The 19,269-nt window shown below is 65.7% G+C and carries 16 protein-coding genes; 10 read left to right on the forward strand and 6 right to left on the reverse strand.

Features of this window, described 5'->3' with window-relative positions; translation table 11 throughout:
- Positions 1–15 precede the first annotated feature (15 nt).
- The 5 genes from glgC to treA are packed head-to-tail and all read left to right on the forward strand — an operon-like array spanning position 16 to position 7,721.
- Entirely contained in the window at positions 16–1,278 is a 1,263-nt protein-coding gene (gene glgC, locus HD841_RS07700) for a glucose-1-phosphate adenylyltransferase (RefSeq protein ID WP_179508313.1), read from the forward strand.
- The gene (gene glgA / locus HD841_RS07705; protein ID WP_179508314.1) at positions 1,275–2,690 is read left to right on the forward strand and encodes a glycogen synthase GlgA; all 1,416 of its coding nucleotides are present in this window, start codon (positions 1,275–1,277) and stop codon (positions 2,688–2,690) included. Before glgC ends, glgA begins: the two co-directional genes overlap by 4 nt.
- A complete protein-coding gene (locus tag HD841_RS07710; RefSeq protein WP_179508315.1) occupies positions 2,687–4,306 on the forward strand; it encodes an alpha-D-glucose phosphate-specific phosphoglucomutase in 1,620 nt (539 codons plus the stop codon). Before glgA ends, HD841_RS07710 begins: the two co-directional genes overlap by 4 nt.
- The gene (locus tag HD841_RS07715; protein ID WP_179508316.1) at positions 4,303–6,186 is read left to right on the forward strand and encodes a glycogen debranching protein; all 1,884 of its coding nucleotides are present in this window, start codon (positions 4,303–4,305) and stop codon (positions 6,184–6,186) included. Before HD841_RS07710 ends, HD841_RS07715 begins: the two co-directional genes overlap by 4 nt.
- Positions 6,183–7,721 (forward strand): alpha,alpha-trehalase TreA, encoded by a 1,539-nt coding sequence (treA, locus tag HD841_RS07720; RefSeq protein ID WP_179508317.1) that lies wholly within the window; start codon positions 6,183–6,185, stop codon positions 7,719–7,721. Before HD841_RS07715 ends, treA begins: the two co-directional genes overlap by 4 nt.
- Positions 7,722–7,724: 3 nt before the next feature.
- Here treA and cyoD read toward each other — a convergent pair whose 3' ends face one another.
- The 4 genes from cyoD to cyoA are packed head-to-tail and all read right to left on the reverse strand — an operon-like array spanning position 7,725 to position 11,624.
- On the reverse strand, positions 7,725–8,105 hold the full coding sequence (cyoD, locus tag HD841_RS07725; protein WP_179508318.1) for a cytochrome o ubiquinol oxidase subunit IV: 381 nt from the start codon (positions 8,103–8,105) through the stop codon (positions 7,725–7,727).
- On the reverse strand, positions 8,102–8,725 hold the full coding sequence (gene cyoC, locus HD841_RS07730) for a cytochrome o ubiquinol oxidase subunit III (RefSeq protein ID WP_179508319.1): 624 nt from the start codon (positions 8,723–8,725) through the stop codon (positions 8,102–8,104). The genes cyoD and cyoC overlap by 4 nt, the downstream gene beginning before the upstream one ends.
- Positions 8,722–10,734, reverse strand: coding sequence for a cytochrome o ubiquinol oxidase subunit I (gene cyoB, locus HD841_RS07735; protein WP_218845459.1), 2,013 nt, complete (start codon positions 10,732–10,734; stop codon positions 8,722–8,724). The genes cyoC and cyoB overlap by 4 nt, the downstream gene beginning before the upstream one ends.
- A complete protein-coding gene (gene cyoA / locus HD841_RS07740) occupies positions 10,731–11,624 on the reverse strand; it encodes a ubiquinol oxidase subunit II (RefSeq protein WP_373562961.1) in 894 nt (297 codons plus the stop codon). The genes cyoB and cyoA overlap by 4 nt, the downstream gene beginning before the upstream one ends.
- A gap of 530 nt (positions 11,625–12,154) precedes the next feature.
- Between cyoA and HD841_RS20715 the strand changes: the two genes are divergently transcribed.
- Complete coding sequence (locus HD841_RS20715; RefSeq protein ID WP_257015347.1) at positions 12,155–12,745, forward strand: TonB-dependent receptor plug domain-containing protein; 591 nt, start codon at positions 12,155–12,157, stop codon at positions 12,743–12,745.
- Entirely contained in the window at positions 12,714–14,945 is a 2,232-nt protein-coding gene (locus tag HD841_RS07745; RefSeq protein WP_373562962.1) for a TonB-dependent receptor, read from the forward strand. Before HD841_RS20715 ends, HD841_RS07745 begins: the two co-directional genes overlap by 32 nt.
- A 96-nt stretch (positions 14,946–15,041) precedes the next feature.
- On the opposite strand, the gene HD841_RS07750 is transcribed toward HD841_RS07745, so the two are convergent.
- Positions 15,042–16,520: an acetyl-CoA hydrolase/transferase family protein gene (locus HD841_RS07750; protein ID WP_179508321.1), complete on the reverse strand. Its 1,479-nt coding sequence runs from the start codon at positions 16,518–16,520 to the stop codon at positions 15,042–15,044.
- A gap of 452 nt (positions 16,521–16,972) precedes the next feature.
- Here HD841_RS07750 and HD841_RS07755 point away from each other — a divergent pair, with 452 nt between their 5' ends.
- Complete coding sequence (locus HD841_RS07755) at positions 16,973–17,173, forward strand: hypothetical protein (RefSeq protein ID WP_179508322.1); 201 nt, start codon at positions 16,973–16,975, stop codon at positions 17,171–17,173.
- A gap of 25 nt (positions 17,174–17,198) precedes the next feature.
- Here the strand turns inward: HD841_RS07755 and HD841_RS20720 are convergent, their stop codons facing one another.
- A complete protein-coding gene (locus HD841_RS20720) occupies positions 17,199–17,324 on the reverse strand; it encodes a hypothetical protein (RefSeq protein ID WP_257015348.1) in 126 nt (41 codons plus the stop codon).
- A gap of 85 nt (positions 17,325–17,409) precedes the next feature.
- Here HD841_RS20720 and HD841_RS07760 point away from each other — a divergent pair, with 85 nt between their 5' ends.
- Entirely contained in the window at positions 17,410–17,826 is a 417-nt protein-coding gene (locus tag HD841_RS07760; RefSeq protein WP_179508323.1) for a secondary thiamine-phosphate synthase enzyme YjbQ, read from the forward strand.
- 110 nt (positions 17,827–17,936) lie between these two features.
- Positions 17,937–18,527 carry a CC0125/CC1285 family lipoprotein gene (locus HD841_RS07765; protein WP_179508324.1) on the forward strand — a complete coding sequence of 197 codons (591 nt, stop codon included), beginning with the start codon at positions 17,937–17,939 and terminating at the stop codon, positions 18,525–18,527.
- The last annotated feature ends 742 nt before the right edge of the window (positions 18,528–19,269 follow it).

Here is a 19,269-nt window from a genome sequence, read left to right on the forward strand (position 1 = left end):
TAGTGGAGGGACTGGATGGTAGACAGACGAGGACAGCCCCTATCGCGCGACGCGATGGCATACGTGCTGGCGGGCGGGCGCGGCAGCCGCTTGATGGAACTCACTGACACCCGGGCCAAGCCCGCGGTGTATTTCGGCGGCAAGAGCCGGATCATCGACTTCGCGCTGTCGAATGCGATCAACTCCGGCATCCGCCGGATCGGCGTCGCGACGCAGTACAAGGCGCATTCGCTGATCCGGCATCTGCAACGCGGCTGGAACTTCCTGCGCCCGGAGCGCAACGAAAGCTTCGACATCCTGCCCGCCTCGCAGCGCGTATCCGAATTCCAATGGTATGAGGGCACCGCCGATGCGGTGTTCCAGAACATCGACATCATCGAGACATATAACGTCGAGTATATGGTGATCCTCGCCGGGGATCACATCTACAAGATGGATTACGAGATCATGCTCCAGCAGCATTGCGACAGCGGTGCGGACGTGACCGTCGCCTGTATGGAGGTGCCGCGGATGGAGGCGGTGGCGTTCGGCGTGATGCACGTCGACGAGACCGACCGGATCATCGACTTCGTCGAGAAGCCCGCCGATCCGCCGGCGATCCCCGGCCAGCCCGATATCGCGCTCGCCAGCCTCGGCATCTATGTCTTCCGCACCAAGTTCCTGATCGAGCAGCTCAAGCGCGATGCCAGCACCGAAGGCTCGGCGCGCGACTTCGGCAAGGACATCATCCCCTATCTCGTCCAGCACGGCACCGCGCAGGCGCATCGCTTCTCGAAGAGCTGCGTGCGCACCAGCGAGGAGCCGGCGGCCTATTGGCGCGACGTCGGCACGGTCGATGCCTATTGGGAGGCGAATATCGACCTTACCGATATCATCCCGCAACTCGACGTCTACGATCACGAATGGCCCCTGTGGACCTATTCGGAGATCACCCCGCCGGCCAAGTTCGTCCATGACGAGGACGGGCGGCGCGGTTCGGCGGTGTCGAGCCTCGTCTCGGGCAATTGCATCGTCTCGGGCTCGGCGATCCACCGCAGCCTGTTGTCGACGGGGGTGCGCGCGCACAGCTTCTCGTCGCTCGATGAGGCGGTGGTCCTCCCATATTGCCATATCGGCCGCAACGCGCGGCTGAGCCGCGTCGTGATCGACCGCGGCGTGGTCATCCCCGACGGGCTGGTCGTCGGCGAGGATCCGGAGCTGGATACGCGGCGGTTCCGGCGGACCGACAAGGGCATCTGCCTGATCACCCAGCCGATGATCGACCGCCTCGGGCTGTGACCCTCTCCGTCCTCTCGGTCGCCTCGGAGGCGTTCCCGCTGGTCAAGACCGGCGGGCTCGCCGACGTGGTGGGGGCGCTGCCCGATGCGCTGGCACCGCATGGCGTCGCGACGACCACGCTGATCCCCGGCTATCCCGCGGTCGGCAAGGTGATCAAGGGCGCCAAGGTGGTGCGGCGCTGGTCCAAGCTGATGGGGGTCGAGGCGCGGCTGCTCAGCGCGCGGATCGGCGCCCATCCGCTGCTGGTGCTCGACGCGCCGGCGCTGTTCGCCCGTGCCGGCGGGCTCTACGGACAGGCCGACGACTGGCGGCGCTTCGCGGCGCTGTCGCGCGCCGCGGCGGAGGTGGCGCAGGGCTTCGACGTGCTCCACGCGCACGACTGGCAGGCGGCGCTGGCCCCCGCCTATCTGCGCTATCGCAGCACCGCGGACAGCCGCGTCGCCAGCGTCATGACCGTCCACAATATCGCCTTCCAGGGACAGTTCGGTGCCGAGGTCTTCGCCGGGCTGGAACTGCCCGATGAGGCTTATGCCATCGACGGCGTCGAATATTATGGCGGGGTCGGCTTCCTCAAGGCCGGGCTGGAGGCGGCCGATGCGATCACCACCGTCAGCCCGACCTATGCCGCCGAGATCCGCGAGCCCCGCTTCGGCATGGGACTGGAAGGGTTGATCGAAAGCCGCCGTGATCGCGTCCACGGCATCGTCAACGGCATCGATCCGGCGGTGTGGAACCCCGAGAGCGACGCCGCGCTGCCCAGCCGCTTCACCGCCCGCGCGCTCGGCCGGCGCAAGGCCAACAAACGCGCGGTCGAAAAGGTCTTTGGCCTTGATCGGGACGACGGGCCGCTGTTCACCGTGATCAGCCGCCTGACCTGGCAGAAGGGCATGGACGTGCTCGTCACCTGCCTCGACGAGCTGGTGGCGAGCGGCGCGCGGCTGGCGCTGCTCGGCTCGGGCGATGCGCATCTCGAAGCGGCGCTGCTCGCCGCCGCGGCGCGCTATCCCGGGCGGATCGCGGTCACGATCGGCTATGACGAGCCGATGTCGCACCTGTTGCAAGGCGGCGCCGATGCGATCCTGATCCCGTCGCGGTTCGAACCGTGCGGGCTGACCCAGTTGTACGGCCTTGCCTATGGCTGCGTGCCGATCGTCGCGCGCACCGGCGGGCTGGCCGACACGGTGATCGACGCCAACGAGGCGGCGCTCGCCGCCGGTGTCGCCACCGGTTTCCAGCACGGCGAGGCCAGCTATCATTCGCTCGCGCACGCAATCCGCCGCGCCATTGCCGCCTATCAGCGTCCCGACTTATGGTGCGCCATCCAGCGCAACGGGATGCGCGCCGATTTCTCATGGACGGAAAGCGGCCGCCGCTATGCCGACCTCTACAAGAGCCTGACAGGAACCGCATGATCCGTACCGTCGCCAGCCAAGCCTATTCCGACCAGAAGCCCGGCACCTCCGGCCTGCGCAAGAAGGTCACCGTCTTCCAGCAGCCCAATTATGCCGAGAACTTCGTCCAGGCGGTGTTCGACGTCATCGACGGCAAGCAGGGCGCCACGCTGGTGATCGGCGGCGACGGCCGCTTCCTCAATCGCGAGGTGATCCAGAAGGCGATCCGCATCGCCGCGGCGAACGGCTTCGGCCGCGTCGTCGTCGGGCGCGGTGGCCTGCTCTCCACCCCTGCGGCGAGCAACATGATCCGCATCCGCCAGGCGCTGGGCGGGCTGGTGCTGTCAGCGAGCCACAATCCCGGCGGACCGACCGAGGATTTCGGCATCAAGTACAATATCGCCAATGGCGGCCCGGCGCCCGAGCAGGTCACCGAAGCCCTGTACGCGCGTACCCGGACGATCGACCGCTGGCTGACGGTCGATGCCGCGGATGTCGATCTGGACACGCTCGGCGAGGTAACCGTCGGCGACATGACGGTCGAGGTGGTCGACCCGGTTGCCGATTATGCCGCGCTGATGGAGCGATTGTTCGACTTCGACGCGATCCGCGCCGCGGGGCTGACGATGGCGTTCGACGCGATGAGCGCGGTGACCGGCCCCTATGCCACCGAGATCCTGGAGAAGCGGCTCGGCTTCGCGGCCGGCACGGTGCGCAATGGCGAGCCGCTGGAGGATTTCGGCGGGCATCACCCCGATCCCAACCTCGTCCATGCGCACGAATTGTACGAGACGATGATGGCGGCGGACGCGCCGGACTTCGGTGCGGCGTCCGACGGCGATGGCGATCGCAACCTCATCATCGGCCGCGGGCGGTTCGTGACGCCGTCGGATAGCCTCGCGATGCTGGCGGCGAACGCGCATCTCGCGCCGGGCTACAAGGGCGGGCTGAAGGGCATCGCGCGGTCGATGCCGACCAGCGCGGCGGCCGACCGTGTCGCCGAAAAGCTCGGCCTGCCGATCTTCGAGACGCCGACGGGGTGGAAGTTCTTCGGCAATCTGCTCGACGCCGGCATGGCGACGATCTGCGGCGAGGAGAGCGCGGGCACCGGATCGGATCACGTCCGTGAGAAGGACGGATTGTGGGCGGTGCTGCTGTGGCTCAACATCCTCGCGGTGCGCGGCGAATCGGTCGATGCGATCGCGCGCGATCATTGGGCGACCTATGGCCGCAACTATTACGCTCGCCACGATTATGAAGGCGTCGAGAGCGCCCGCGCCGATGCGCTGATGGCGGAGTTGCGCGGCAAGCTGGTGACGCTCGCCGGGACCGAGGTCGCCGGGCTGACGATCGCGGCGGCGGACGATTTCGCGTATACCGATCCGACCGATGGCTCGGTGAGCCGCAACCAGGGCGTCCGCATCCTGTTCGAAGGCGGCAGCCGGGTGGTGTTCCGCCTTTCGGGTACCGGCACCAGCGGCGCGACGCTGCGCGTTTATCTGGAGCGGTACGAGCCGGTGGGCGGCAACCTCGATCAGGAGACCGGCGCGATGCTGGCGGATATCGTTGCCGCAGCGGATGAGATCGCGGGCATCGTGCGGCACACCGGGCGGACCGAGCCGGACGTCATCACGTGACCGACGCGCCCGCGCTGGGCGCGATCGTCTACGATGGCGGTGTGAGATTCGCGGTGCGCTCCGCGACGGCGGTGACCTTGTGCCTGTGGGATGGGGTGGCCGAACGGCGGGTGGCGATGACAGGCATCGACGGTATCTGGTCGGTGGAGGTGCCGGGGATCGGAGCAGGTCAACGCTACGGGTTCCGTGCAGCCGCCGATCCGGCAAAGCTGTTGGTCGATCCCTATGCGGTCGAGCTCGATCGGGCCTTCGTCTACGATCCCCGGTTGGGTCAGCCGGGGGTGGAGACGGGAGGGCTGGTGCCGTGGGGGGTGGTAACACGCCTTCCCCATCGTCATCCCCGCGGAGGCGGGGATCCAGACGCGCAGGGTATCGAAGGGGCCGACGGGGCTGCGAACATGGATCCCCGCTTCCGCGGGGATGACGAAGAATGGGGACGGACGGCCCTTCCCCCGCTCTTTTCTCCCGGCGGTCTGATCTACGAACTCAACGTTCGTGGCTTCACCATGCTGCATCCCGACGTGCCGGCGGCGCAGCGCGGGACGATCGCAGCCTTGGGACACCCCGCGGTCATCGCGCATCTGCAACGGCTGCGGGTCAGCGCGGTCGAGCTGATGCCGATCGTCGCCTGGATCGACGAACGCCATCTTCCGCCGCTCGGACTGCGCAACGCCTGGGGCTATAATCCGGTCGTGCCGATGGCGATCGATCCGCGGCTCGCGCCGGGCGGGGTCGCCGAGCTGCGCGACACCGTCGCCGCGCTGCGCGAAGCCGGGATCGGCGTGATCCTCGACCTCGTCTTCAACCATAGCGGCGAGAGCGACGTGGACGGGCCGACGCTGTCGCTGCGCGGGTTGGACGAGCAGCTCTATTATGCCCATGCCGCCGACGGCACGCTGATCAACGATACCGGTACCGGCAACACGCTCGACTGCTCCCGGCCCGAGGTACGCGCGCTGATCCTCGCCAGCCTGCGCCATTTCGCCGCGCTCGGCGTCGACGGCTTCCGCTTCGACCTCGCGCCGGTGCTGGCGCGTGGGCCGGGGTTCGATCCGAACGCGCCGATCTTCTCCGAAATCGTCGCCGATCCGTTGCTGTCGAGCCGCGTCATGATCGCCGAGCCCTGGGATATCGGCCCGGACGGCTATCAGCTCGGTCGCTTTCCGGCGCATTGGCTGGAGTGGAACGACCGCTATCGCGACGACGTGCGGCGCTTCTGGCGTGGCGACGGCAGCGCCGGTGCGTTGGCGACCCGACTTGCGGGATCGGCCGATGTCTTCGGCAGCGGCGACACGCGCAGCGTCAACTTCGTCGCCGCGCACGACGGCTTCACGCTCGCCGACACCGTCGCTTATGCCGAGCGGCACAATCACGCCAATGGCGAGGACAATCGCGATGGCCATGGCGACAATCACAGCTGGAACAACGGCGTGGAAGGGCCGAGCGACGATCCCGCCGTGCTCGCCCGCCGCGACGCCGACCGGCGCGCGCTGCTCGCGACGCTGTTCGCCTCGCGCGGCACGATCCTGCTGAGCGCGGGCGACGAGTTCGGGCGGACGCAACAGGGCAACAACAACGCCTATGCGCAGGACAATGCGATTGGCTGGGTCGATTGGGCCGGGCGCGACCGCGGGCTCGAGGCGTTCGCCTGCGATCTGGCGGCCTTCCGCGCCGCGGCCGGGCTGGACCGCGTCACGCCGTACGCCGCGCCGGAGTGGCGGCGGCTCGACGGCGAACCGATGCAGGACGCGGACTGGGCGGGTGCGGACGGCTTCGCGCTGCGCTTGCCCGACGGCGCGCGGCGCGTCACATTGCAATGCGATCGCCGGGCGCGGCGCGTGACGCTGGCCCATGGCACGATAGTGGAGAGCCGCGCATGATCCGTCCCCTGGTGCTGGCGCTCGCCGGCCTGCTCGTCGCGGCGACGCCGCTGTCGCCGGCGCAGCGGTTCGGGCCGCTGTTCCGCGACGTGCAGATGCGGCAGGTCTTTCCGGATTCGAAGACCTTCGCCGATGCCGAGCCGCGCCGCCCGGACGCCGCCATCCTTGCCGACTACCGCCGTTGCGCCTGCACGAGCGATGCCGCGCTGAAGGCCTTCGTGCTTGCCAATTTCACGCTGCCGGTGACCCCGGCCGCGCCGCCACCGTCGCGCCGGCTCGGCCTGGCCGCGCATATCGATGCGCTCTGGCCGCAACTCACGCGGACGCTGCCAAGCGTGCCGGCGGGGTCGTCAGCACTGCCGCTGCCGCGCCGCTTCGTCGTGCCGGGCGGACGGTTCCGCGAGATGTATTATTGGGATAGCTGGTTCACGATGCTCGGACTGCAGGTGTCGGGCCGGCAGGATCTGGTCGAGGACATGGTCACCGACTTCGGCAGCCTGATCGACCGCTATGGTCGTATCCCCAACGGCACCCGCACCTACTATCTCAGCCGCTCGCAGCCGCCGTTCTTCTACCTGATTGCGGGGCTATCGACGCGTGACGCCACGCTGGCGCAGCGGACGCGCTGGATGCGTGCCGAACATGATTTCTGGATGGCGGGTGCTGCTCGACTGCGGCCGGGGGACGAGCATGCGCGCGTGGTGCGGCTTGCCGATGGCGCGCTGCTCAACCGCTATTGGGACGATCGCGACGATCCCCGCGACGAAAGCTATCGCGAGGATGCGGCGCTGGTCGCGGCGACGCCGGGACGCGACGCCAAGGCGATGTACCGCGACCTGCGCGCCGGTGCGGAGAGCGGCTGGGACTTCAGCTCACGCTGGCTCGGGGATGGCAAGACGCTGGCGACGATCCGGACGACGCGGATCGTGCCGGTCGATCTCAACAGCCTGATGTATGGCATGGAACGGAGCATCGCCGACAATTGCCGGGTGCTCAAGGATACAGCCTGCGTCACCGCCTACGCCGCGGCCGCGGATGCGCGGGCGAAGGCGATCGCGACGCACCTGTGGAACGGCGCGGGCTATTATGCCGATTACGATCTCGACGCGCGCCGTGTTGCCGACGGCCGTACCGCGGCGATGGCCTATCCGCTGTTCGTCGGCCTTGCCTCGCCCGAGCGGGCGAAGACGACCGCGCAGGCGCTCGCGCCTTTGGTCGGCGAAGGCGGGCTTGGCACCACCGCGGTGCGGACCGGGCAGCAGTGGGACGAGCCCAATGGCTGGGCGCCGCTGCAATGGATCGCGATCCAGGGCCTGCGCCGCTATCATGAGGAGCCGCTTGCGCGGCGGATCGCGACCAACTGGCTGGCGACCGTCGACCGCGAATATGCCGCGAGCGGCAAGCTGCTCGAAAAGTACAATGTGGTCGAGCGGCTGCCCGGCGGCGGCGGCGAATATCCGTTGCAGGACGGGTTCGGCTGGACCAACGGCGTGACGCGGGCTCTGCTCGCCGCGGGCTACGCCGCGCCGCGCTAGGCGCTACATCGGCGGCATGCTTGCGGGCATCAGATTGTGGTCGAGGTGCGCCATGATCCAGATCGAGCCGATCAGCACCAGCCCGACGATCAGCACGCCGAACGCCAGCGCGAGGACGTTGTTGGTATTGTCCGGCCCGCTGGTCACGTGGAGGAAGAAGACGAGGTGGACGCCCATCTGCGCGATCGCCAGCGCGACGAGCGCGACCGGGATGCCCGGGCCGTAGATCACCCCGCTATGCACCACCGCGAAGGACGCGATGCTGAGCACCGCGGCCAGTACGAAGCCCGCGACATAGGTCATCACCTTGGCGTGGATGTCGCCGGCGTCGCTGCTGCCCTCGCCCGGCGCGCGATCGTCGTCCAATTCGGTCTGGTCGCTCATCGTGCCACTCCCAGCAGATAGACGGTGGTGAACAGCGCCACCCAGATGATGTCCAGCGCATGCCAGAACAGGCTGAAGCAGGCGATGCGGCGGACGATCTCGTCGCGGAAGCCCTTGGCCTGCACCTGCGCCATCATCGTCGTCAGCCAGATCAGCCCGAGCGTAACGTGCAGGCCGTGGCAGCCGACCAGCGCGAAGAAGGCCGACAGGAAGGCGCTGCGTTGCGGTCCGTTGCCCTCGTTGATGAGGTGCAGGAACTCATAGGCTTCGAGCCCCAGGAAGCCCGCGCCGAGCAGCGCCGTCGCGGCCATCGCGATCTGGAACCAGAAGCGGTTCTTCGCCGCGACCGCGATCCCCGCCATGCCGCAGGCGAAGCTGGAGGCGAGCAGCAGCGCCGTCTCCGCGCCGACGAGCGGCAGTTCGACGATGTCACGCGCCGCCGGACCACCGGCGGTCGCCTTGGCCAGCACCGCATAAGCGGCGAAGAAGCCGGCGAACATGATGAAGTCGGTAAGCAGGAAGATCCAGAAGCCGTAGGCCACCACGATCCGCTTGGGCGCGGGGCCACGTTCGCTTGGCGCCGTTTCGCCGCGGCCGAGTTTGTGCGGATCGCCGCTCATGCCGGCTGATCCGCAGGGATGTCGAGCAGTTCGGCCTTGGCGGTACGGCGCTCGGCATCGAGCCGTTCCGCCTCCTCGGCGCTGATCTCGATCTCATTCTCGTCGCGCCACGCGAAGATCACGAACGTCGCCCAGGCGCCGAGGAAGCCCAGCCCGAAAAGCCACCAGATATGCCATACCGCCGCGAAGCCGAGTGCCGTCGTGAAGAAGGCGGTGACGAAGCCGGTCGGCGAATTGCGCGGCATGTGGAACGCTTCATATTTGGGTCGTTCGGACAGCTCGCGGTTCTCACGTGCGGTCTCCTTGATGCCCCAATAGGCCTCTTCGCCCTTCACGTTGGGCAGCACCGCGAAGTTGAACGGCGGCGGCGGCGAGGTGGTGATCCATTCGAGGCTGCGGCCGTCCCAGGGGTCGCCGCTGGTATCGGCCAGCGCCTTGCGGTTGCGGATCGAGACGTAGAGCTGGATCACCTGGCATGCGATGCCGCCGGCGATCATCAGCGCGCCGAAGCCGGCCGCGATCAGCCACGGCTGCCAGCCGGGCACGTCGTAATGCTGCATCCGCCGCGTCATCCCCATCAGCCCGAGCACGTAGAGCGGCATGAAGGCGACGTAGAAGCCGATCACCCACAACCAGAAGGCGCGCTTGCCCCAACGTTCGTCGAGCTTGAAGCCGAACGCCTTGGGAAACCAGTAATTGTAGCCGGCGAAGGCGCCGAACAGCACGCCGCCGATGATGACGTTGTGGAAATGCGCTACGAGGAACAGCGAGTTGTGCAGCACGAAATCGGCCGGCGGCACGGCGAGCAGCACGCCGGTCATGCCGCCGATCACGAAGGTGATCATGAATGCCACCGCCCACATCATCGGCACGTGGAAGCGGATGCGGCCTCCGTACATCGTGAACAGCCAGTTGAAGACCTTCACGCCGGTCGGCACCGCGATGATCATCGTCGTCACGCCGAAGAAGCCGTTGACGTCCGCCCCCGCCCCCATCGTGAAGAAATGGTGCAGCCAGACGATGAACGACAGGATGCAGATCACCATCGTCGCGACAACCATGGAACGATAGCCGAACAGCGGCTTGCTCGAGAAGGTCGACACCACCTCGCTGAAGATGCCGAACGCCGGCAGGATCAGGATATACACCTCGGGATGGCCCCAGGCCCAGATGAGGTTGACGAACATCATCTGGTTGCCACCGGCGTCGTTGGTGAAGAAGTGGAAGCCGAGGTAGCGGTCGAGCAGCAGCATCGCGAAGGTCGCGGTGAGGATCGGGAAGGCGGCGACGATCAGCAGGTTGGAGGCAAGGCTGGTCCAGCAGAACATCGGCATCCGGGTGTAGCCCATGCCCGGCGCCCGCATCTTGAGGATCGTGGTGACGAGGTTGACGCCCGACAGCAACGTGCCGACGCCCGAGATCTGCAGCGCCCACAGGTAATAATCGACGCCGACACCGGGCGAGAAGCGCAGTTCCGACAGCGGCGGATAGGCGAGCCAGCCGGTCTTTGCGAATTCGCCGATGACGAGGCTGAGGTTGATCAGCAGCGCGCCGCTTGCGGTCAGCCAGAAGCTGACGTTGTTGAGCGTCGGGAAGGCGACATCGCGCACGCCAAGCTGCAACGGCACGACGAAGTTCATCAGGCCGATAACGAACGGCATCGCCACGAAGAAGATCATGATCGTGCCATGCGCCGAGAAGATCTGGTCGTAATGCTCGGGCGGCAGATAGCCGGGATTGCCATAAGCGATCGCCTGCTGGCTGCGCATCATCGCGGCATCGACGAAGCCGCGCATCAGCATCAGCAGCGCGAAGATGCAGTACATGAAGCCGATCCGCTTGTGATCGACCGAGGTGATCCACTCGTTCCAGAGGTACGGGATGTGGCCGGCACGCCAGGTCCAGATGAGGACGGCGAGGATGCCGCTCCCCACCACGGCGGCGGCGATCAGCGGGATCGGCTGGTCCCAGGGGATCGAATGCCAATTGAGCTTACCGAACACGCTCAACTCTCCCGCCCGCCATTGTCGGTTTCATGTACCGGTGCCCCCGCCTCGCGCACGGCGGCGGCGAAGAAGCCGGGCGGTACGCTGCCGTAGGCGAACGGCTTCAGGTTGCCGCGCTGGCGGGCCAGCGCGTGATAGCTGTCGGCGGTGAGCGCCGGCCCTTGCCCCCTGGTACGCGCCGCCCAGGCGGCGAACTGCTGCGGCGGCACCGCATCGACGGTGAAGTCCATGTCCGAAAAGCCCTCGCCGCTGTAATGCGCGGACAGGCCCCGGAAGCGTCCCGGCTTGTCGGCCATCAGGTTGAGCTTCGCCTCCATGCCCGCCATCGCATAGATCTGGCTGCCGAGCCGCGGCACGAAGAAGCTGTTCATGACCGTGGCGGAGGTGATGCGGAAATCGATCGGGGTACCGGCGGGCACGACGACGCGATTGACCGTGGCGATCCCCTGATCGGGATAGACGAACAGCCATTTCCAATCGAGCGCGACGACCTGGATCGTGACCGGCTTCTGCCGCGAGACGAGCGGGCGGCGCGGATCGAGATCATGGCTGGCGATCCAGCCCATGCCGCCGAGGAAGATGATGACGAGCAACGGCACCGACCAGACGAGCAGCTCGAGCTTGCCGGAGTAAGCGAACTCCGGCCGGTGCTTGGCGCGGCCGTTGCCGGCGCGGAACCACCAGGCGAAGACGATCGTCGCCACGATCACGGGGATGACGATGCCGAGCATCACCGCGAGCGAGTTGATGAGCAGCGTCTTCTCGCCCGCGGCGACCGGCCCCGCAGGGTCGAGCAGCGCCGGCGCGCAGCCGCCCAGGCTGAGCGCGGGCACGGCGATGGCGATCGGTTTCAACATGCGGTCAGCGGCGAGCAGATCATCGGGTCCCTTCACGGAGCCGCTATGACGGTTCTCCTTCGATGGGGCCAACGAGCGGCGATGCGGCTGGTTTCGTCGGGTGACGAACTATTGCTGGGTGTTCCCGCGCGATGGCGGCGTTGTTGCCGTGCCGGCAGCAGAGCGCGGGGGCCTTCGAGACTAGCCTGCGGGTTCCGGTCCTTCGTATGCCGCAGCACCCGTGGCAGATCGGCCTGCGTTCCGGTCTCGGGGCCATGCCAAGTCGAAACCGCGTGGGCAAACCTGCGTCACTCGCGACATCCGAACAGACGCGAGCGATGCACGCGGTGCAAGCGGCATGGCAATTTCACATCCTCCCATCACTCTTACAATTAACATTTGCATCGTATACGACATACGATAACAAGATTGTGTCCGATTAGAGACGCGAGAACAGAAGGGGACGGAATATGGGGATTTGGTGCACGCCTTCACGTAACCGTGGATCTAAGGCGAGTTGCAAGGCAAGGAGGACGTCGGATCTCAGCCGGCTCGTCCTGCTTCTCTCGGCCGCTCCGGCCGCGCTGATGTCGGTTCCAGCGTTAGGACAGTCCACGTCCGCTCCGACAGATGAAGACGCTAATGGGCAAGTCCGTACGCCGAGCCTTGACGAAGATATCATTGTCACGGGGGTACGACGCAGCCTCTCCGACGCGGCCGCCATCAAGCGTGACTCGGACGCAATTGTCGATGCTGTCGTGGCGCAGGATATTGGCAAATTGCCGGATGATACAGCCGCTGAAACGCTCGCCCGGATTGCCGGCGTCCAGGTCAATCGTTCAAATGACGAGGTTAGCAGTATCCTGATCCGTGGTCTGCCGGATGTTGCGACGTCCTATAACGGTCGGGAATTCTTCACGGCTGAGCAGCGTCGTGCCCAATTGCAGGACTTCCCCTCACAGGCGCTCGCAGGGATCGAAATCTACAAATCGGGAACCGCCGATCTGATCGAGCCGGGGCTGGCTGGACTGGTGAACGTTCGTACGCGGCGTCCATTCGATTTTACGGGATTGGAGGTCGCCGGGGGGCTGCGCGGCTCGTACAACGACCAGAGCCGGGAAATACGACCCGAGCGGCAATATCCTCGTGTCCAATCGCTGGGATACCGGGATCGGTGAAATCGGCCTGCTGGTCAACGCTACCTATGCCCAGAGCCAGTATTACAACGCAATTCGGTACAATAGCACATCGATTACCGATGCCGATCCAGCATCGGTAATCACGCCCGCCCCGGGCAATACCAAGCTGCGCTATCCCTATAGCGTCGGCCTCTACAATCCGAGCGGCAAACGCTACCGGCCGTCGGGCAATCTCTCGTTGCAGTGGCGGCCGTCGAGCGACGTCGAAGTTTTTCTCGACGGCATCTATCAGGGCTATCGCGAACAGAGCATCACCGACAATTTCGACATCGACCTGCGCGGGCAGAGCGCGAGCGGCGAAAGCGCGACCTTGTCTGATGTCGTGCTCGTCGATGGCACTGGTCAGGTGCGCAGCATGACCAAGAGCGGCGGCTGGCGTCCCCAGGCCTATCGGTCGACCTCTCGCGCTTCCACCGACACCTATCAGATCGCGCTTGGCGGCAAATGGACCACCGGGATCGCTACGCTGTCGACCGATGTCGCATACAGTCATAGCCAGTATCGTACGCGTGCGCACAGCCTCGATTCCGCCCTGACCAGCGCCCCGACGGTCAAGGTCAACTTCATGGAGGATGGCGGCGCGGCGTTCAGCCTGCCCGGTTACGATATCGCGAACCCGAACAACTATATCTGGCGCGGCTATTACGAGTCCGATTACAAGACAAGCGGTAGCGGGGTGCAATGGCGCGGCGATCTTGTGCTCGATACCGATCCATGGCCGCTCTTCCACAAGCTGCAGTTCGGTTATCGCGTGACGAGCCGGGATGCCAACTACATTCAAGGGAGTCGGTACGTTAACAGCGAGAAGCTGAATATCCCCTTCGCCAGCCTACCGATTGGCAGCCTCAGCCTTAGCGCGGATCCGTTTCGCGGCAATTCGCAGGGGTTCACCCAGTATCTGGTTCCTAGTTTCGCCGGTGTCGACGGCAACCAGGCCGCCCTACGCCAGTTGTCGCGCGAGACGCTGGTCCGGTTGATCGCGCTTGATCCGACCAACAACAGTCTCAAGGACACTCAGGTTGCGTTTGCCCCCGAAACGGTCGCATTCGACCCGGTCAGCGCCTATAGCGGCAAGGAGCAGACCTACGCGGCCTATGTGCAGGGCAAATACGGCGTGGATGTCGGATCGATCGGCATCGACGGCGTGGCTGGCTTTCGGGCCGTCATCACGCACGGGACATATTCGGGTACATCACGTATCATCAACGACGGCGTTACCACTAAGACACCGCAGGTACTGCGTCAGGATTACATCGACCTGCTGCCCAATGTCAGCATGCGGATCAAGTTCACCAATAAGGTGCAATTACGCCTGGGTTATACCTTCACCAGGACAAAGCCGGACTTCGGCCAGCTCAATCCGGCTGTTTATATTCAGCAAGTTATCCGCGACCCAAGCCGGCCGCTGGATCCCAACGATCCCATCTCCCGGGTCACCGCAAGCGGTTCGGGCGGCAATCCGGACCTGCGCCCGCTCACGTCACATAATTATGACGCGAGCCTTGAATATTATTTTTCAAAAACCGGATTCGTCAGCGCCGCGGTATCCTATCGCAGCCTGAACGGCTTCATCAATAATTATACCCGCTACATCAACGACCCGGTATACGGCTTTCTAGAACTCAGCCGTCCGGAAAACTCCGGCGACGGCAAAATCAAGGGTGCCGAAGCCAATTTCCAAACCTTCTTTGACTTTATGCCAGGCGCGTTGAAGGGTTTTGGGGTTCAGGGGAACGTCACCTATCTCGACGGGCGCAATCGCGTGCCCACGTTCGAAATCGGCACCGGCAAGTTCACCTACGGGCCGTTCGTGCCCATCACCGGCCTGTCCAAATGGACCTACAATGCGTCCATCTTCTACGAGAAGGACGGCATCACCACGCGCCTCTCGTACAACCGCCGGTCCGCTTACGTCCGATCCTACGGAACCGACATCCTTGGCCGGCAGACGACAGCACGCACCAAGGCGATCAGCCGGCTCGACTTTTCGTTCAGCTACGATGTTCTCAAGCAGCTGACGCTGAGCGTTGATGCGACCAACCTGCTGGCGAAGCCGTTCAACAACTTCAGCACGGACACTTACGGTTACGAATATGCTCAGGACGTTCGCGACGAGGGCCGATATTTCGGTCTAGGGCTTCGGTTCCGGTTTGGTAGTGACGCAGGCGGCCAGGGATAGATTTCCGGCCTGTAGCTAAGGAATGCAGCCCACCGCTCCTGAGCACTGGGCTGCATCCTATCAAGCCGGCATCATCGTGCCCGTTTCGATGAACCGCTAGTGCCAGGACAGCGCCTCGCCCGGCAGCGACGGCGCATGCAGACCATAGGAGCCGCCCCGTGCCCGCGCCGCATAATCCGCGAGCAGCGGGCGGTAATCGGGATGCGCGCAGCGTTCGACCACAAGCGCGGCGCGCTGCCGCGGCGACAGGCCGCGCAGATCGGCCAGCCCCTGTTCGGTGACGATCACCTGCACGTCCTGCATGATATGATCGACATGCGCCGCCTGCGGCACGATGGCGGAAATCTTGCCGCCCTTCGCGGTCGAGGGGGTCATGAAGATGGAGACGTAGGCGTTGCGTGCAAAATCGCCTGAGCCGCCGATGCCGTTTTGGATGCGCGAGCCCATGACCAGCGTCGAATTGACGTTGCCGTAGATATCCGCCTCGATCAGCCCGTTCATCGCGATACAGCCGAGCCGGCGGACCAGTTCGGGATGGTTGCTGATCTCCTGCGGGCGCAGGATCATGCGGTCGCGATAGCGCATCATGTCGGCGTTCAACCGCGCCGCCGCGGCCGGGCTGAGCGAGAAGGCGGTCGCCGAGGCCATGCGCAGCTTGCCGGCATCGAGCAGGTCGAGCATGCCGTCCTGGATCACCTCGGTATAAGCGGTCATCGGGTCGAACGGCGCATCGACCAGCCCCGACAGCACCGCATTGGCGATATTGCCGACGCCCGACTGGATCGGCAGCAGCGACGCCGGGAGGCGGCCGCGCGAGACCTCGTGCGTCAGGAACTCGATGATATGCCCGGCGATCGCCCGCGCCGTATCGTCTGGCGCGGCGAACGGCTGGTTGCGGTCGGGGGCGTCGGTCTCGACGATGGCGACGATCTTGTCGGGATCGCAGGCGAGATAGGGCGTACCGATCCGGTCGTCGGGCCGCACCAGCGGGATCGGCACGCGATCCGGCGGCAGGCGCGTGCCGTAATAGATATCGTGCATCCCCTCCAGCGCCGGGTCCTGCCAGCGGTTGACCTCGAGGATCACGCGCTTCGCCCGGTCCGCCCAGGTCTTGTTGTTGCCGACCGACGACGACGGGATCAACGCGCCATCGGCGCGAATGCCCGTCACCTCGAGGATCGCGGTGTCGAGCGTGCCCAGCACGCCTTCCCACGCCATCGGCGCGACCTGGCTGAGGTGCATGTCGAGATAGTCGATCTCGCCGCGGTTGATCTTCTCGCGCGCGACGGGATCGCCGCTATACGGCAGGCGCTGCGCGATGCCGTCGACCGCCGCGAGCGCGCCATCCAGTTCCGGGCCGGTTGAGGCCCCCGTCCACAGATTGACCCGGAACGGCCGCCCCGCCGCATGATCGATCGCCATGCGTCGCGCCAGCGCCTGCGGCACCATCTTCGGATAGCCGGACCCGGTGAAGCCGCTCGCGGCGACGGTCTCGCCGGGCTGGATCAGCGCCGCGGCGGTATCGGCGTCGGTGATGCGGGAGCGGAGCGCGGCGCAGGCGATGCGATCGGTCATTCGAGGCCCTTCGGATAAAGCATAACAGGGGGCGGATAGGTCGGCCCGCTCCTAGGACAATCGCGCGGCGAGATCGAGATCGATGCGGCGCCTGCCTCATCCGAGCATGGCTTGAGCACCACCCCGAGCAATATTCGCGCATGGATACGCCGGTCGTGCGCAAGTTTAGGACTTGCGTAGCATTTCCAGTGGCGACATCATCGGCTTAGACGAGGAGCGACCACGCTCCCGCTGGAGAGCGATGCATGATGATCTTCCTGGAAGTGGCGATCGGCGCCCTGGGTCTGTCGTTGCTGGCCGTGCCCGTCGTGATGGCGCTGGCCGACAGGCGCAAGATGAGCAGACCGGAATAAACGCCGCCCCGCCCCGGCGGGCTTGTCAGCGTTAATGCGCGCGGCGCGAATCAGGTCTAGGGTGGCGGGCTCAACGCTACCCTGGAACAGGACTGACTCGTGGATTCGCCGCCCTCCCCTGCCACCGCCCAGCTCGTCGCCTCGATCCACCAGCCGGTGCGGGCGTCGGTGCGCGAATGTCTCGACCGCTGGTTGCGGCTGGATGCGGCGGCGCGCGAGTCGGCCTATCTGGTGCTGGAAGGGCCCGAGCCGAACCTCCGCCGCACGCTGAACGCGTCCGAGATCGCTAAGCTCGCCTGAGCGCCGGCGAGCCGCGGCCGCGCCGTCAGTTGCCGAGCGCGTACCAGGCGAGGATCGCCAGCGCGATCGCCACGATCGCCGCGACGAACATCATCATCCGCGGCAGCGCGTCGCGCTGCGGCCGGTCGTCGAAATTGTCCTGATCGGCCATTCTGTCTCGTCCTTGCTGTCGTACCGGTAGCTGAACGCAAGTGCGCGCCGATGGTTGATGCCGCGGACCGGGAAAAGGAGCTAACATGCGGCAAGCCACGACCATCCTGCGCGTCGACACGCGACGGCAGGGCCTGCTGGAGGTGACCGGCGACGTCGTCCGCTGGGTCGCGGCCCAGGGCATCGGGACCGGGCTGCTCACCGTCTTCTGCCGCCACACTTCGGCGTCGCTGGTGATCCAGGAGAATGCCGCGCCGGCGGTCCGCCGCGACATGGAGGCCTATTTCAGCCGGCTGGCACCGGAGAGCCGCGACTATGAGCATGACGACGAGGGGCCGGACGATATGCCCGCGCATCTGCGCACCGCCTTGACCGGCGTGCAGCTGTCGATCCCGGTGATCGACGGCACGCCGGCGCTCGGCACGTGGCAGGGCATCTACCTGTTCGAACATCGCACCAGCCCGCATCATCGCAGTCTTGCCCTGCATCTGATCGGCGCGTGACGCGGCGAAGCGTTGCCGTTGGGAGCCAAGTTGTTCATCGCTCGTTCCACTCCCACGATGTATAGGCGGCACGGTTCGCCGCATCCGCGAGCGAATGGAGTATTGGAGTCATGATTCATCTGGGCCGTAAGGCCGTGGTCGCGGCGCTGGCCGCCTCCACGCTGATGGTCGCGGGCTGCGCGACCGAGACCACCTACCGCCCCGCCACCGGGCAGGGCTTCAACCGCACCGGCTACAGCGACCGCCGGATCGAGCCCGATCGTTACCTCGTCAGCTTCGCCGGCAACAGCGTCACCTCGCGCGACACGGTGGAACGCTATCTGCTGTTCCGCGCCGCAGAGCTGACGCTGCAGAACGGCTATGACTATTTCGTCATGGCGAACCGCGACACCGACCTGCAGTCGCGCACCTATAGCACGCCGGGGATCGGCGGCGGCTGGGGCTATGGCGGCTTCGGCGGCTATTGGGGCCCGTCGTGGCGCTATTACGGCCGCGGTTTCGGCTGGCGCAGCTGGGACCCGTGGTTCGGCGGCGGCTTCGGCCCGTGGGGCAACGATTTCGATATCCGCACGATCGACCGGTATGAGGCGACGGCGGAGATCGTGATGCGCAAGGGTCCGATCCCGCGTGACAATCTGCGCGCGTTCAACGCCCGCGCGGTGGTCGACAGCATCGGTCCGACGGTGGTGCTGCCGAAGTAACGTCCGGTTCGCGTCACGGCAAAAGGCCGGGCCACCCTGCGGTGGTCCGGCCTTTTTCGTGTTTGAGGCTATCGGGTTCGCCCTCCGCGGTCGGGTTATCGCATCGGGTGTGGCGATGAGGGTCGATCGGTGGCCGCATCTAGGCGGGATCGACATTCAGGCTTCCGAGATAACGCCTGCCCCGGCAAGGCTATCGTGTGGACGTTCGCTTGAGTCCGCCGCCTTCTCATCCCACCCCGTCACTCCGGACGTGTTTGCGGGGTCCACTCTGCGGCGAGGGGAAAGGCTTGAGGGGATACCATTCTCTTGTGGCCCGGTGGACCCCGGAACGAGTCCGGGGTGACGGATGCCAGGAGAACGCCGACACGAACCTCATTACCGGGCCATAGGCGATAGCCCTGCCCTTGCGGGAGAGGAATTAGCCGGAATACCGATCCGGCCGAGGAAGGATCGACATTCGGGTTTTGGAGGCAACTCCTCCCTTTCTGGGGGGCAGGACTATCACATCGGAACGTGTGTTTGAGCCGGTCCCCCTAAACCTCACCCCCGTCACCCCGGACTTGTTCCGGGGTCCACTCTGCGGCGGGGAGAAGGGCTTGATTTGATACCATCCTCTTGCGGCTGGGTGGACCCCGGAACGAGTCCGGGGTGACGGCTATGATGAGGAAAGCGATCGAACCTCACTACCCCAGCCATATGCAATCGCGCTGCCCGCTACGGGGAGGCATTGGCCTGAATGTCG

Origin of the sequence: Sphingomonas melonis (assembly GCF_013409985.1) — a bacterium.
In the GTDB taxonomy this organism is placed as follows: Bacteria; Pseudomonadota; Alphaproteobacteria; order Sphingomonadales; family Sphingomonadaceae; genus Sphingomonas; species Sphingomonas melonis_A.

Coding starts and splice junctions, on each gene's coding strand:
- HD841_RS20715 (WP_257015347.1), top strand. CDS start 12,155: ATGTCGGTTCCAGCGTTAGGACAGTCCACGTCCGCTCCGACAGATGAA.
- HD841_RS20720 (WP_257015348.1), bottom strand. CDS start 17,324: ATGGCCGATCAGGACAATTTCGACGACCGGCCGCAGCGCGACGCGCTG.
- HD841_RS07750 (WP_179508321.1), bottom strand. CDS start 16,520: ATGACCGATCGCATCGCCTGCGCCGCGCTCCGCTCCCGCATCACCGAC.
- HD841_RS07760 (WP_179508323.1), top strand. CDS start 17,410: ATGCGGCAAGCCACGACCATCCTGCGCGTCGACACGCGACGGCAGGGC.
- glgC (WP_179508313.1), top strand. CDS start 16: ATGGTAGACAGACGAGGACAGCCCCTATCGCGCGACGCGATGGCATAC.
- HD841_RS07710 (WP_179508315.1), top strand. CDS start 2,687: ATGATCCGTACCGTCGCCAGCCAAGCCTATTCCGACCAGAAGCCCGGC.
- treA (WP_179508317.1), top strand. CDS start 6,183: ATGATCCGTCCCCTGGTGCTGGCGCTCGCCGGCCTGCTCGTCGCGGCG.
- cyoD (WP_179508318.1), bottom strand. CDS start 8,105: ATGAGCGACCAGACCGAATTGGACGACGATCGCGCGCCGGGCGAGGGC.
- cyoC (WP_179508319.1), bottom strand. CDS start 8,725: ATGAGCGGCGATCCGCACAAACTCGGCCGCGGCGAAACGGCGCCAAGC.
- HD841_RS07765 (WP_179508324.1), top strand. CDS start 17,937: ATGATTCATCTGGGCCGTAAGGCCGTGGTCGCGGCGCTGGCCGCCTCC.